Origin of the sequence: Bifidobacterium sp. SO1 (assembly GCF_018555335.1) — a bacterium.
In the GTDB taxonomy this organism is placed as follows: domain Bacteria; phylum Actinomycetota; class Actinomycetes; order Actinomycetales; family Bifidobacteriaceae; genus Bifidobacterium; species Bifidobacterium simiiventris.
This window is the reverse complement of record NZ_JAFEJR010000016.1, coordinates 1-12,689: the sequence shown is the minus strand read 5'-3', so window position 1 is coordinate 12,689 and position 12,689 is coordinate 1. Positions and strand designations below refer to the sequence as shown.

Here is a 12,689-nt window from a genome sequence, read left to right as displayed (position 1 = left end):
GATGCGGGGAACAGGACATTCGCATATCGGTGCGTAATCGCACGCGGATATGTCATTGGTCGTTCAACTATGCATTAATGCCACAGGCTGACGATCACCATGTAAATGGCGACCATGTGACACGCGTATCCGGCGACGGTGCCGGTGTGGAAGATCTCATGGAAGCCGAACACGCGCGGCCACGGGTCGGGCTTGCGTAGCCCGTAGACGATCGCGCCGGCGATATAGCATGCGCCACCCGCAGCCAGCAGGATCACCACGGTCGGCCCCGCATACGGCGAGGTCCAGAACAGGCTCATGAACGCCACTCCGGACACACCGAACACGATGTACACGATCACGTACAGCCAGCGGGGCGCCCCGATCCAGATCACGTGGATGACGAGCGCCACCAGTGTGCAGATCCACATGCCGGCGATGATCGCGTTGCGCCAGCGCGGCTCGAGCGCGAACGAGACGGGCGTATACGTGCCGGCGATGAGCAGGAAGATGTTCATATGGTCGATGCGGCGCAGCACGTCGGTGACGCGTGGGGACCAGTCTCCCAGATGATAGGCCGCCGAATTGGTGAACAGCACCAGCGAGCAGACCATGAACACCGCGCACGCCCATTTGAGGCCGGCCCCTTGGGCGAGGCAGATCAGCACGATGCCCGCGGCCAGTGCGAGCGGTGCCGCCACTGCATGGATCCAGCCGCGCAGCAGCGGCTTCGGACGACCATGCACGTCGAGACGGATCTTGCGTTCGACCTCGGCGGGGGAGATGCCCTCGAGCCGCGCCGCGCGGGCCTCCGCCTTGGCGATCACGGACAGCGCATGCTCCTCGCCGCGACGGCGGATGCGTTCCGCTCTGGCATGGGCCCTGACTCGTACCGCATCGGCCTTGGCTTTGAGCGCCGCCTCCCTCGCCTCGGTCGCGGCGTCGCGCGCCGCCTGTATCGCCGCGCGCTTGCGTGCGACCTCGTCCTCGGAGACTGCCATCGTTTCCTCCCTATCGACGTTCGCCGGCACGTCCGGTCGGCGGTCACTATCATCTTAACCTACGCTAACGTAACCTACGTTAACGTAACTTAAATATTTGTCAAGAAACGCGGGGTGGGAACGGTGCTCCAGTCCCTGTCTGATGGTCAACGATGCCGGTTCGCCCGACCTGCGCATACGATTTTGCGGCGGACGCAACGGTACGGCATTGCGTATGATGGACAGCATGGCAGATTTCACACAAGTACTCGCAACGCGGCCCGATTTCGACAGCACCGACCGTGAATGGCTGCATCATCTGGTGGCCGACTGGCAGGTCATCGCCGACCTGAGCTTCGCCGACCTGCTGCTCATCCTGCAGAACGGCAACGGCGAATACGTGGTGGCCGAACAGTGCCGCCCATCCACAGTGGCGACGCTGCGCGCCGAGGATGTGGTCGGCAAACCGGTGCCCGAAGACATGATCGGCGAACTCGACGCGGCGATGCGTTCGGCCGTGGTATTCCGTTCCACCGTGCTGCGCAACGTCGGCAAGTCCACGGTGTGCAACGTATACGCGCCGGTACACCACAACGGCAAGACGCTCGGCCTGGTGGTGCGCGAGACGAACATGGCGACTCGCGAATCCAACGGCCGCAACGAGTCCGAAAGCATCAACGCCGGCAAGCAGCTTTACGAGATGATCCCGCGCGGGCAGTTCCCGTACATGGATTCGGTGATGAGCCAGCGCCACAACGCGCGCGTGGCCGACGGCTTCATCGTGCTGGCGGCCGATGGCGTGGTGCGCTACGCCTCGCCGAACGCGATCAGCTGCTTCCGCCGTCTCGGCTCGCTCGACCCGATGCAGGGCAAGCTGCTGAGCGAGGTCGGCACCCAGCTGCTGCACGAGAACGACCCGCTGCCCGAATCCCTGCCGCTGGTTCTGAGCGGCAAAGCAGCCGTGGACTCCGAACTCAACGCGAACAACTCCGCCGTGTCCATGCGCTCCATGCCGCTGTTCGATGCGAACGGACGCACCGGCGCCATCGTGCTGTGCCGCGATGTGACCGAGCTGCGCCGCCGTGAGCAGGAGCTGCAGACCAAGGACGCGACGATTTCCGAGATCCACCATCGCGTCAAGAACAACCTGCAGGCCGTCTCCGCGCTGCTGCGTCTTCAGGCGCGCAAGACCAAGTCGGAGGAGGTCAAGAAGGAGCTGGAGGAGGCTCAGCGCCGCGTGCAGACCATCGCGATGGTGCACGAGGGACTGAGCCAGACCGCCGACGAGATCGTCGACTTCGACAAGGTGATCTCCAACCTGCTCAAGATGAGCGTCGATCTGGCTACGATGCGCGACCAACACATCAACATCGAATACGTCGGCCAGTTCGGCATGATGCCCGCACAGGACGCCACGCCGCTGTCTCTTGTGCTCACCGAGCTCATCACCAACGCGGTGGAGCACGGCTTCGAGGGACGCAAGGAAGGCCACATCGTGATCTCCGTGGGCCGTTCGGGTGCGAACCTCAACGTGGTGGTCGAGGATGACGGATCGGGTTTGGCCAACGAGGAGAGCCATGGCATGGCGCGCTCCTCCGGTTCGGGTCTCGGCACGCAGATCATCAACACGTTCGTCACCAACGACTTCGGCGGCAGCGTGCGCTGGGAGCCGCGCCGCGAGGGCGGCACGCGCGTGGTGCTCGAAATGAGACTGCGCGCGGCCCAGGAAGAATAGGCGGTTCGAACGGGCGCATGGCGGTTTCGTTCTGACGGGCGCAGCCCGGCCAAGACAAAATCGCCACGCGGAAACGACGCCGGCCCGTTTCGAATGCACGTGAACATGGGAAGGCCCCGGCAGCGGTGATGCTGCCGGGGCCTTCCCGGTGAGTCTGCGAATGCGTCAGAGGTTCTGCAACGCCTGAGAACGGCGGGCGCGCATCGCACGACGCTTCAGGGCGCGGCGCTCGTCCTCGCTCAGACCGCCCCACACGCCGTAATCCTGATTGGTCTCCAGCGCGCACTTGAGACACGCGTCGATCACCTTGCAGGTGCGGCACACGGCCTTGGCCTCCTCGATCTGCTGATATGCCGCCCCCGTGTTGCCTACCGGAAAGAACAGCTCCGGATCCTTGTCGCGGCACGCAGCCTTGGCGCGCCAGTCAAAAGCACTGCTCATTGTCTTGCCTTCCTTGAGGCCCCGCGGGCCCGTTGTAAAAATCCATTACACAGGTAACCACGAAATCGGCGACTTTTCAAGAGCTTTCGCCAACGGAGCGTAAAAGAAAGCACTGGACGGGACTGGCCCGTCCCCGCTCGAGCAGCACGGCCCGCCCGGCCGTGTCGAAATCCTCCGGTGTGAACCGGCCGAGGACCTCGGGCGGAATGCCGTTCATCAAGTCTGTCGGCCGATCCGCGGTCGGGAACACGATGCGCGTCGCGCAATGCTCGGGAACCCGGACATGACGCGATGTGCCGACGGCGAACACGACCGTCATATCCGGACTGAGCAGCGCACGGTGAAACTCGTCGCGCAGGGGATGCGAGCCGATCGGGTCGAACAGTGGGTCGGCATCGTCCGCCAACCATACCGTGTGAGGGCATGCGGGAGGGCCATCCACGTCTTGCCGTGTGCCCGAAGTCGTCTTGTGCGAGGCGAACGGTTCCAATATGGTCGGCGTTTCAGACTGAGTCCGGTGCACGATCTTGCGGATCATCCCGCCGTGTTCCGCCCGGCTGAACACCAGCTGCATGTGCGGTTCATTCCGCAGCGCTTCGAGCAGTAGACGGATCAGCGTCGACTTGCCGCGCCCGTGCTGGCCGATGATCGCGACGTTGCCGTCGGCGATGCGTATCCGCGCGGTGCCGAGCGTGACGCCGTCATCGGACAGGCCGAACCCGACCAGACGATGGCCTGATTCCGACACGACGACGCATGGCGTATCCTCGGCGGATACATACACCGACCGTGGCAGTGGCGCGCTGAACAATCGCCGGGGCATGGCCGTTCCCCGGAAGCGGTGCGCGACCCCTATGGCCCTGACGATCGAATCCATGTCCGAGACCTGCGCGCACAGGAATGGCGCGAGCCGCTCCCCGTCGTGGCAGTACGCCGCCCCCGGCAATGAGGGGCTGATGGACGCCGCGGCATCCGAACCGACGAGTTCACGCGACTGCATGGCGTCACGCACCCGCAGACAGATGCCGATCGCGATGTTCGCCTTCATGTCGGCGCTCACCTGACCCGACGGATGCTGCGTGCACGCCACCAGATGCATGCCTAGCGACCTGCCTAACGAGGCGATACGCACCAGCCGATCCACGGAATCGGGCAGTTGGCTGCGCAGTGCGTGAAACTCGTCCACGACGATCAGCAGCCTCGGCGGCGGATCACGCAGCTGCCGGACATCCCCGACGCGCCGCTCGGCCACCAGCCGCTCCCGTCTGCGCAGTTCGCCCTCGATGGACTCCAGGGCCCGCACGGCATGGCTGAGGTCGAGATCGCACACGTTGCCCACCACATGGGGCAGACGGGCAAGTCCGTTGAACGCCGAACCGCCCTTGAAATCAAGGAATACGAAGTTCAGCCGGTCGGCGGGATACCGGCATGCCAACGCGATGCACCAGGTCTGCAACAGCACGGATTTGCCTGAGCCGGTCGTGCCCGCCACCAGCGCGTGCGGGCCCTGGCCGACGAGATCGATCTCGAACGGGCCGTCCGTCCGGACGCCGACGGTCGCGCGAAGCGCATGATGACGAGACTCGCCACCTTGCAGCCATACGCGCACGATGTGCCGCCACAGCGCCGGCTCCTCGTGCGCGAATGGCAATGCCAGAGACTCCCATGACGGGCATCGTTCGGGGAAGACGCATCCGTCGTCGTGGACATCGGGGGATATGTGACTGGGCGTCTTCGCGTCGTCTTCCGCGACCGCATCGGTTCTGACCGATGACAGCGCCGCCGACGCGGCGCATCCGATGATTCCCGGCACGACCATCATGGCGAACAGCCAACGGCGTTCCGCCAGCATCGCCACGAGCATCATCATCTGGGCTGCGATCGGCGCCGTCGCTGCGATCAGCGCGAGACGACGGCCATGACGGAGACCGGACCGTCGCTTCGATGCGATGTGCGTGGATGATGTGCCCATGATTCGAGTCTGGCTTCATTGCACGGGCGCGCGCAAGCCGAAACAGGTGATGTGGTCGAACGCTTATCGTGCGGCGTGTCGCCTTACGCGGCAACGGCTCCGCAGGGCGACACGCCGACAATCAGCTTTCCGCGAGTGTACCCACCTCGCCGGTGGCATGCTTGCCCGAGGCGAGTTGGGAGAACAATTCGAGATTCGCGGAATCGTCCAGCAGCACAGAGGATCCGACCCCGTCGACGTAATAATCGGGATTGGACCAGTACAGGCTGCCGGTCACGCCGCCGGACCCCGTCGCATCGCGGAACGCCAAGGCCATGGCGGCCAACGTGGCGGGATCGGTGCTCTCATCCACCGTGATCGACGACAGTCCGGCGTTCGCCAGTGCCATGACCTTCGCCGGATTGAGCAGCGTGCCGGCGCTGAGCGCCTTCTTCATCACCGCGGCGATGACCTGACGCTGCCGCGCCGCACGGCCGAAATCACCCTGTGCGTCCGAATAGCGCATACGCGAGAACGCAAGCGCCGTCGTACCGTCCGCGTCATGGCATCCGGCCTGCCATTGAAGTCCCGAATAGCCGTCGTCGACGTCCTGGTCATAACACAGGTTCACACCGCCCACGGCATCCACCACGTTCTTCAGACCGCCGAACTGGATCTCGGCCACGTGGTCAATCTTCTGCCCGGTGATCTGTTCGACTTCGCCGGTCAACGCCTTGTTGCCGTATACCTGGGCCACCGAATTGATCTTCATGTACTGGCCTTCGACCTCGACCAACGAATCGCGAGGGATCGAGATCAGAGAGCTCGGGCCGTTCTTCGGCTTGGTGAGTACCAGCAGCGTGTCGGTGCGGAATCCGGTTACCGTCGCATCGTCCGAACCGACGACGCCCTCGGTGTTGTCGCGCTTGTCGGAACCGACGAGCAGCCAACTCGTCGCACCGGACGAATCGGCCATGGAAGTCAGCCACTGGTCGCGGCCGATCCGTCCGTCGACCCAATTCCATGCGCCGAACACCAACAGCACCAATGCCGCCAGCAGCACCGCGAACACGCCGAAGACGATCCGCCCGGCATGCAGCCGGCGCTTGGCCCTCGTCACACCTGTGCCAGGCCCTTGTGGCAGCCGTCCGATGTGCCGTTCCGTGAGGCGCCGGGACGCGCCGGTGCCCTTGCCCATGACGGACGGTGCGGCCGGCATCATCGGCGTGCGCGGCTGCGTCTGCGGAACCCTGGACGGTGCCGCGGACACATGCGACGCCACCGTCGAGACGCGCGAGCCGGACGCCGAACGCCGCGGCTGACGCGGTACGGCAGGGGAGAAGCTGTGGGGCTGTTCCGCCGCTGCCGAGACCGGAACGACGCTCTCGGGCTGCGCAGGAGCGGACGTTCTCCGTACGGTCGCAGACGGCGGCACGGCAGCTGCGCCGGTCGGCCGTGCGGCGGACCGGCGTTTTGCCGAGGACGGCGAGAAGGACGGCGGAATCGCGGGATGCTGCGTGCCGGCGGCGCCCGCGTCGGACGGAACCTGGTCCGATGGTTGCGCGGACGGCTGCACGCGATCCTGCGACGGCCGTCTTCTGGAACCGGCTGGGGTGAAGCTGGGCGGTGTCGCCTGATGCATACCTCCGTTGCCGTCGATCATGGAATCTCGCCTCCATAGCCTTCGTTACTGTCTCATGTCACTGTCGCACAGGAACCCGCGAACCGGGCCGCAGCCGCGGCGATCCTGCGCAGGAACGGCACATACGCATCACCACGATAACGGCAACGGTTCCCGTCTGACCGTTCCGCGGCCTGTTCGATACGGCCGAACCGCGCGGTGCGGGCTCCGGGCGTGCGCTCATGCGAACCGGCTGACCCTATGTATCACACCTCCGGTGAAATCGACGGTAATGACACGGTTCCCATGATAAGGGATTTGACAAAACACAAGTCGCATGTGTGTAATTTAACGGTTGACAGCATAAGTGCATCGGTAAGGAGGAAGACGAATGTGGGGTGTCGTCGAGGATTCCTCCGAAGAACCGCTACGGCAACTATGGGGGCTGTTCCATACCGAAGAGGATCTGTCGTGGCAGCACAAGGCGCTGTGTTCCCAGACCGATCCCGAGGCGTTCTTCCCGGAAAAAGGCGGCTCCACCCGTGACGCCAAGCGCGTGTGCGCGCAATGCGAGGTACGGGAGCAATGCCTGAGATGGGCCATCGAGCACGATGAACGGTTCGGCATCTGGGGCGGCATGAGCGAGCGCGAACGCCGTCGGTACAAGAAGGAGCACAGGGAGCAGGCATGAGCCGGGCCTCCGCATCCATGCGTACACTTGAGTCTATGAATCCCACAGGCAGCAACGAACTCCAGCAGACGATCTCCACGCTGCTGGCCAGGCGGCCCTATACCCACCGGCAGGACGTGAACCCCGCCATCGCCGCGGTGATCACCGTGGAACGCGATCTGCGATTCTTCCCTGACACCATGAAGGCCGTGCTGCGGCAAAGCATGCTGCCTGCGGTGATCGTCGTCGCGGACTGCACCGGCCGCAGCGAACCGGTCGTGGCCAGATTCGAGGTTATCCCGTCATCCGCGGGACCGCTGCGTGCGGTTCCCGAAAGCAAGAGCGTCGAGATCCGCGTGGTCCCGGTCAAAGGGGCGACATCATTCGGCGACGCCGCGACCAAGGGCATGACCGCCGCTGGGCTGCCGGCGACAGTGCGCGCATGGTGGATGCTGCACGACGATTCGAGGCCTGCGGACGATACTTGCCTCGCGTCGCTCGCCGACGCGTGGCGCAACAATCCGACGACATCGCTGCTGGGTGCGAAACAGTTGGACTGGCAGGCGAACGACCTGCACGACGTAGGCCTGTATGCCAGTCGGCACCGACTCGAATCGTTGGTCGTGGACGGCGAGGAAGACCAGGAACAGTACGACAACCGGCAGGATGTGTTCGCGGTGTCGCTTGCCGGCGCGCTGCTGCCGGTGCGCACCCTGCACGAAGTCGAAGGCGTCAACCGGTGGTTCACCACCTACGGAGAATCAGCTGACTTCTGCCGTCGCATCTGTCTTGACGGCGGCCGCGTCGTCGTCGTCCCCGCCGCACGCATCGCCCACCGGCGCGCCCGCTACGAAGGCGTGCGCACGCGCGGCGGCGAGGCCGTGGCCGACGGTGAACGGCTGCATTCCACGATGGCCGTGATCAGTGCCGGGCAACGGTACCGGTATACCGACATCCGCATGCTCTGGTGGCCGCTGCTATGGCTGTGGCTGCTGCTGCGCGCCTTTGCGGTCTCTCTCATGCAGCTGCTGTCCAAACAGCCGTACCGTGCCGGATGCGAACTATGCCTGCCCGGGCGGGCGCTGATCTCGCTGCCCGGTGCGATACGCGCGCGACGCCTCGTGGCCCGGCACAGCAACGTGCCGATGACCCGCTTGTCCGCGCTCAGCGTCAACCGTCAGCAGATGAACCAATGGAAAGACCGAGCCCAGGCACTGGAGGATCAGCACAATACCGTGCTGCTCAGTCCTCTGGCACGCGCCCATCTGCGCCGTCGCCGCATACGGCGGTGGGGACTGGCCTCATGCATGATGCTGATCGCGCTGCTCGCCGTCGTGATCCCGTACCACACCGTGATCGTGGGGGCCTTCGTCTCCGGCACGTCCCTGTACTCCGCGCAGCTGCTGCCCACCTCGGCCAGCTTCAGCCAATTGGCGCAGGCGGCAACCACGCCGTGGGTGTTCGGTACGGGAACCGGCATACCGGCGCCCCCCGCACCGTGGCTGCTCGTATGGCTTGCCGCGTCGGTGGTCACGATCGGCCATCCGGCTGCCGCGCTGACGATGATCTTCCTGCTGGCCGCGCCGCTGGCCGCGATCTCGTTCTGGGCGCTTGCCGGCATTTTCACCAGATCGAACGGCGTGCGTGTCGCGGGCGGCCTGCTGTGGGTGGCTCTGGCGCTTGCGGCGGGCCTATTCGATACCGCTGACCTGCCCATGCTCACGGTCATGGTGTTCATGCCTGCGGCGTTCGCGTTCGCGTTCCGCGCGGTCGGCATGTACCGCACCGAAGACCAGCTGCACCCGCACCGCTCCATGCAGTCTTCGGCACTGGCATCGCTGTGCTTCATCCCGGTCGTCGCATCGCAGCCGCAGTTGCTGCTCCCTCTGATCGCCAGTTTTCTGGTGTTCGTGCTGTTCGTTCGCCGCCATCGCGTCATGCTGCTCCTTATGCCGGTGCCGGCGGCGTTCGTCGTGTCCCCGACGCTGGTCAACGCGATCAAGTACTCCTCCGAAGGCATGTGGCGCCAGTTGTTCGGCAGCGTGACGGTGCCTCGTCTGAACATCGAGGGCGGGCCGCGGTCCGCGACCATGATCGACGTGGTTATGCGGGTATTCGCGCTCGATGGCATCGGCACGCTGCGAGCCATCGCGATGTTCTTGGTGCTGGCCGTCATCGTGGCGCTCGCCGTACTGTCCCTGGCGTTGCCGTTCGCGTTGCGTGCGTCCCGCCTGATGTGGGTGACGGGGTTGACCGGCGCGGCGCTCGCACTGTGCTGCACGCGCATCGTCGTCGCCTCGGATACGGGTGCTGACGTGGCGGCATCCCCGGTTCCGGGATTCATGATGATGATGCTCGGCCTGCTCTCCTGCGTCTGTCTGGTCGCCGGTGCTGCGGTCAAGCGCTTCGTGCCGTTACGTACCGTTGTCCAGTCCGCCGACGGGACCTCGAAGAGCGACGGCGCGCCTGTTGTGGGGCGGACTTCGGCGTTTGTCCGTATCGGACGGGTGCTGCTGATCATGGGATTGACCGTGTGCGTGGCCGTGACCGGCTGGGTCGGACTGTCCGTCACCGATCGACGCAGCGTGGCCGTCTCCGATTCGGGATTGCCGATGGTCGCGGTCGACTATCTCGCGCAAGGCGAGGATCATCGTGTACTGGCGATCCACGCCACCTCGAACAACGATGTGGCGTTCACCGTGATGCGTTCCGAACGCGGCGATCTCATCGACAGTTCGCCCGTGCGCCGCATACGTCTGGCGTTCTCGACCACCGACGAGACGTCGCAGCGCGCCGATGCCGTGTTGTCGCGGTCGGTGGCGCGTCTGCTGGCCGGAGCCGACGCGCAGTCCATCCGCGACATCAGCACGCTCGGATTCGGTGGAATCTTCGTGGCCGTGGATCCCGCAGACGACACCGACAGCGCCGCCCAGAGGCTGGTCAGCAACGTCACCGCATCGGACGGCACCCAATCGGTCGTTGCCGCGGCCAACGGCACCTATTACCGACTGACCATCAACAGCGCGGATCAGCAGAACATCGACACCTCCTGGCAGCAACGCACACAGTCGAGTTATTGGCGGTATGCATGGCTGGCGTGCATGGGCGTGGTAATCGTGCTGTACTGCCTGGTGGCGTTGCCGCATCGCACCTATCGTTACGCGGGGGAGGAATCATGAGCGGACAGGCACCGCGCCATCGTGCGGCACGCACCGGACTGACCATCGCCGCGGCCACGACCAGCGCGCTGATCGTCATATCGTTGTTCGCGGCCTCGGTCGTGCTGCGGCCGTTCTCCGGCATCGTGGACGACACGGCAGGCTTCGGATCCCAGTCGTCGCAGCAGGTCAGCCAGTTGCAGCTGTCGTCGTACTGTCCGGCCCGCATGAGTCTGGCGGACACCGGCGAGTTCGGAGACAGTCAGTTCAGGATCTCGTCCGGCAACATCGCGTCGTCGGCGCGTTACGCCGCATTCGGATCCGTCTACCAGTCCTCGGTCGGGTCGCTTGCCGCAACCGGCGACACGACATCGTTGGTCTCGGACGGGCAGTCCGACGTCCTCACCACATCCGGCGACGTCGACCAGGCGGCGACCGTGCTGCGCACACGGCTGCTCGAATCGAAGAGCGGCACCGGTACCGCTTCGTCGGTTGCTTCATGGGCCACGACCGGCGATCTCAAAGGCATATCGGCAGCATCATGCGTAGGCATGTCGCTCAGCCATCAGTTCCTGCTGTCCGGCACGGCCACGGGCACGACGCAGCAGCTGGTTATCGCGAACCCGTCCAGCAAGGCCACCGCCGTGCAGGTGGAGGCCTGGGGTACTTCGGGTGCCGGCAAGCTGACGCTGTCCACCGGCGAAAGCGTCACGGTGCGGGCGAACGGCGAGACGACGATCGACCTGTCGGCCGCCGTCCCCGGGCAGAACGGTCTGTACGTATCCGTCTCGAGTCGGCAAAGTCCCATCGCCGCGGTCGTCCGCACGGTATCGATGGACGGGCTGACCTCTCACGGCTCAGAGTATGTGACACCGCTGGCAGATGCGTCCGCCACGTCGGTCATGCCCTCCGTGACTGAAGGCGACCATGTCGATCTGATCGCCTTCGGCAGGACGGACAGCGCCGTTCGCCTGTCATGGGTTACCAGCAAGGGATTGGTATCCGTGTCGGACGAGCGGCTCACAGCAGGGACTGTGGCGGTGATCGACGCGGGTCGGGCTCCCAAGGATGCCATGGCTCTGGTCGCCGTTGCCGACAAGGCCATATACGCCAGTGCTCGGATCGTCCGCAACGGTGAGAACGGCCAGGAGGACTTCGCCATGGAGAACGCGTCCGCAGCGTACGAGTCCTCGGCCGTGGCCATTCCCGACGGGTTCGAGGATGAGGCCACGTTCGTCAACGTCGGCTCCGCGGATGCGAAAGCCGTCGTCAAGGCGTACGACAGCCATGGCACGCTCATCGGCCAGGAAGAGCTTGCGCTTGACGCGAACACGGCGAAGCGGCTCGACATCATGCAGACGTTCCCTGACGCCGTCGCAGTGCGTGTCGACCGCTCATCCGGAGAACTTCACTGGGGTGTATCCCTCAGCCGGAACGCGCTCGATGACGCGTCACTCGCCGGCGTCGCCTATCTGCCGTCGACGCCGTTGGACGAGCTGCGCGAGACGATCCGTGTCGACCAGGATCCGTCCATCGTCAGATAACGGTCCGGGGCGCGCCGGTCACAGCCCCCAGTCCGGGTCGATCTCCTCGGGACGGCGGCCGTAGAGATCTGCGATGCGTCCCACCAGCTCGTCGCGGATGATCAGCTGCATGTCCATACGGCTTCGCGCCACGGACTGAATCGGCATCCGATACAGCACGATGCGGGTCGGCACGCCGTGCGCCGCAGGAAAATACTGCGAGTTCAGATTCGGTTCCGGCTCCCACGGGGCCGGCTGTGACGGCGGCACGTCCTCCACGGCGAACTGCACCGGCTTGATCAGTTGCGGCCATGCGCCGTTCAGCCGACGGATCTGCGCGGCCACCATATCGTCGAACATACCGCTGCGCGTGCGATATCTGGGCAGACGGGTACCGAACATCGGCGTGCGTGTGCCGCGGCCGTGACGATTGCGATACACGCGGGCGTTCCAAGGAGCTTCGATCATGCCTACCACCATAGGCCCAGGCGGCGGCAAGCGGCGCCCGCTGTCTAAATGAAAGTGCAACACCCTTTAGATTGGAGATTGTCTAGATAACCAGTGAAAGGATGTTGCACCTTGGGTCAAGTGTATTCGCACCTGTCGGAAGAGGAACGGCAGGTCATCCAAA

General features: G+C 64.8%; 9 protein-coding genes. 4 read left to right on the top strand and 5 right to left on the bottom strand.

All coding sequences use genetic code 11. The features are described 5' to 3' along the window. Positions 1-74 precede the first annotated feature (74 nt). A complete protein-coding gene (locus tag JS541_RS11375) occupies positions 75-980 on the bottom strand; it encodes a hemolysin III family protein (protein WP_214374629.1) in 906 nt (301 codons plus the stop codon). 226 nt (positions 981-1,206) lie between these two features. Between JS541_RS11375 and JS541_RS11370 the strand changes: the two genes are divergently transcribed. After that, on the top strand, positions 1,207-2,694 hold the full coding sequence (locus JS541_RS11370) for a PAS domain-containing sensor histidine kinase (protein ID WP_214374628.1): 1,488 nt from the start codon (positions 1,207-1,209) through the stop codon (positions 2,692-2,694). Between the two features lie 165 nt (positions 2,695-2,859). Here the strand turns inward: JS541_RS11370 and JS541_RS11365 are convergent, their stop codons facing one another. The 3 genes from JS541_RS11365 to JS541_RS11355 all read right to left on the bottom strand — a co-directional run bounded on the left by JS541_RS11365 (position 2,860) and on the right by JS541_RS11355 (position 6,749). Then, positions 2,860-3,135, bottom strand: coding sequence for a WhiB family transcriptional regulator (locus JS541_RS11365; RefSeq protein ID WP_214374627.1), 276 nt, complete (start codon positions 3,133-3,135; stop codon positions 2,860-2,862). A 76-nt stretch (positions 3,136-3,211) separates the two neighbouring features. Further along, entirely contained in the window at positions 3,212-5,107 is a 1,896-nt protein-coding gene (locus JS541_RS11360) for an FtsK/SpoIIIE domain-containing protein (protein ID WP_236036799.1), read from the bottom strand. Positions 5,108-5,228: 121 nt separating this feature from the next. After that, positions 5,229-6,749 (bottom strand): LCP family protein, encoded by a 1,521-nt coding sequence (locus tag JS541_RS11355; protein ID WP_214374626.1) that lies wholly within the window; start codon positions 6,747-6,749, stop codon positions 5,229-5,231. Positions 6,750-7,098: 349 nt separating this feature from the next. Between JS541_RS11355 and JS541_RS11350 the strand changes: the two genes are divergently transcribed. The 3 genes from JS541_RS11350 to JS541_RS11340 are packed head-to-tail and all read left to right on the top strand — an operon-like array spanning position 7,099 to position 12,079. Further along, the gene (locus JS541_RS11350) at positions 7,099-7,398 is read left to right on the top strand and encodes a WhiB family transcriptional regulator (RefSeq protein WP_214374625.1); all 300 of its coding nucleotides are present in this window, start codon (positions 7,099-7,101) and stop codon (positions 7,396-7,398) included. 35 nt (positions 7,399-7,433) lie between these two features. Beyond that, on the top strand, positions 7,434-10,556 hold the full coding sequence (locus JS541_RS11345; RefSeq protein ID WP_214374624.1) for a glycosyltransferase family 2 protein: 3,123 nt from the start codon (positions 7,434-7,436) through the stop codon (positions 10,554-10,556). Continuing rightward, positions 10,553-12,079: a DUF5719 family protein gene (locus tag JS541_RS11340; protein ID WP_214374623.1), complete on the top strand. Its 1,527-nt coding sequence runs from the start codon at positions 10,553-10,555 to the stop codon at positions 12,077-12,079. The genes JS541_RS11345 and JS541_RS11340 overlap by 4 nt, the downstream gene beginning before the upstream one ends. Positions 12,080-12,097: 18 nt before the next feature. Here the strand turns inward: JS541_RS11340 and JS541_RS11335 are convergent, their stop codons facing one another. Beyond that, positions 12,098-12,526 carry a metallopeptidase family protein gene (locus JS541_RS11335; RefSeq protein ID WP_214374622.1) on the bottom strand — a complete coding sequence of 143 codons (429 nt, stop codon included), beginning with the start codon at positions 12,524-12,526 and terminating at the stop codon, positions 12,098-12,100. Positions 12,527-12,689: the final 163 nt, after the last annotated feature.

Coding starts and splice junctions, on each gene's coding strand:
- JS541_RS11335 (WP_214374622.1), bottom strand. CDS start 12,526: ATGATCGAAGCTCCTTGGAACGCCCGCGTGTATCGCAATCGTCACGGC.
- JS541_RS11340 (WP_214374623.1), top strand. CDS start 10,553: ATGAGCGGACAGGCACCGCGCCATCGTGCGGCACGCACCGGACTGACC.
- JS541_RS11370 (WP_214374628.1), top strand. CDS start 1,207: ATGGCAGATTTCACACAAGTACTCGCAACGCGGCCCGATTTCGACAGC.
- JS541_RS11350 (WP_214374625.1), top strand. CDS start 7,099: ATGTGGGGTGTCGTCGAGGATTCCTCCGAAGAACCGCTACGGCAACTA.
- JS541_RS11365 (WP_214374627.1), bottom strand. CDS start 3,135: ATGAGCAGTGCTTTTGACTGGCGCGCCAAGGCTGCGTGCCGCGACAAG.
- JS541_RS11345 (WP_214374624.1), top strand. CDS start 7,434: ATGAATCCCACAGGCAGCAACGAACTCCAGCAGACGATCTCCACGCTG.
- JS541_RS11375 (WP_214374629.1), bottom strand. CDS start 980: ATGGCAGTCTCCGAGGACGAGGTCGCACGCAAGCGCGCGGCGATACAG.
- JS541_RS11360 (WP_236036799.1), bottom strand. CDS start 5,107: ATGGGCACATCATCCACGCACATCGCATCGAAGCGACGGTCCGGTCTC.
- JS541_RS11355 (WP_214374626.1), bottom strand. CDS start 6,749: ATGATCGACGGCAACGGAGGTATGCATCAGGCGACACCGCCCAGCTTC.